The sequence below is a fragment of the Mesorhizobium sp. M2A.F.Ca.ET.039.01.1.1 genome, assembly GCF_003998035.1.
Lineage (GTDB): Bacteria > Pseudomonadota > Alphaproteobacteria > Rhizobiales > Rhizobiaceae > Mesorhizobium.
In genome coordinates, this window is record NZ_RZRY01001444.1 from 1 (window position 1) to 581 (window position 581).

The 581-nt window shown below is 59.0% G+C and carries 1 pseudogene; it reads left to right on the plus strand.

Annotation, left to right across the window (positions count from 1 at the left end):
• Nucleotides 1-109: 109 nt before the first annotated feature.
• Nucleotides 110-581: pseudogene (locus EOA24_RS40350) on the plus strand (IS21 family transposase); the annotation flags it as partial.

Genomic DNA, 581 nt, shown 5'->3' on the forward strand with positions numbered 1-581 from the left:
CTTGAAACTCCCCCACCTGATAATGATCGGCAGCGCTGCTGAACAGCGGTAGCCGGTAAGGCAGGACGTTTATTTTCGCCCCCTTTCATACCGCGAGGGGGACCGGGAGTTGAACGTCTTGAAGTCACATCTGCAAAGCACCGTACTGACACTGCTTGATCGCAACACCAGCCAACGCGAGATTCAAAGGCTGACGGGGGTCGATCGCAAGACGATAAGGCGTTACCAAGCACAGCGGGGCGGTGCGGAGGCAAACTCCCCCGGGGAAGTGACCACCGGCTCGGCAAGCGCGGAGGACCAAATTCCTCCACCCCGACCACCGGCTTCTGGAGAGTCGGGAGCGACAGTCACCAGCAGCTTGGCCCGGTCGGCCTGCGAACCACATCGGACGTGGATCGAAGACCAGGTCCGGCTGAAACGGAATGCGCAAGCGATTTACCAGGACTTGGTCGATCAATTTGGCTTTTCGTCTAGCTACCAGAGCGTCAAGCGGTTTGTGCGCACGTTGCGACACAGCGATCCAGAGCAGTTTGATCGTCTTGAATTCCTCCCCGGCGAGGAGGCTCAGGTCGACTATGGCG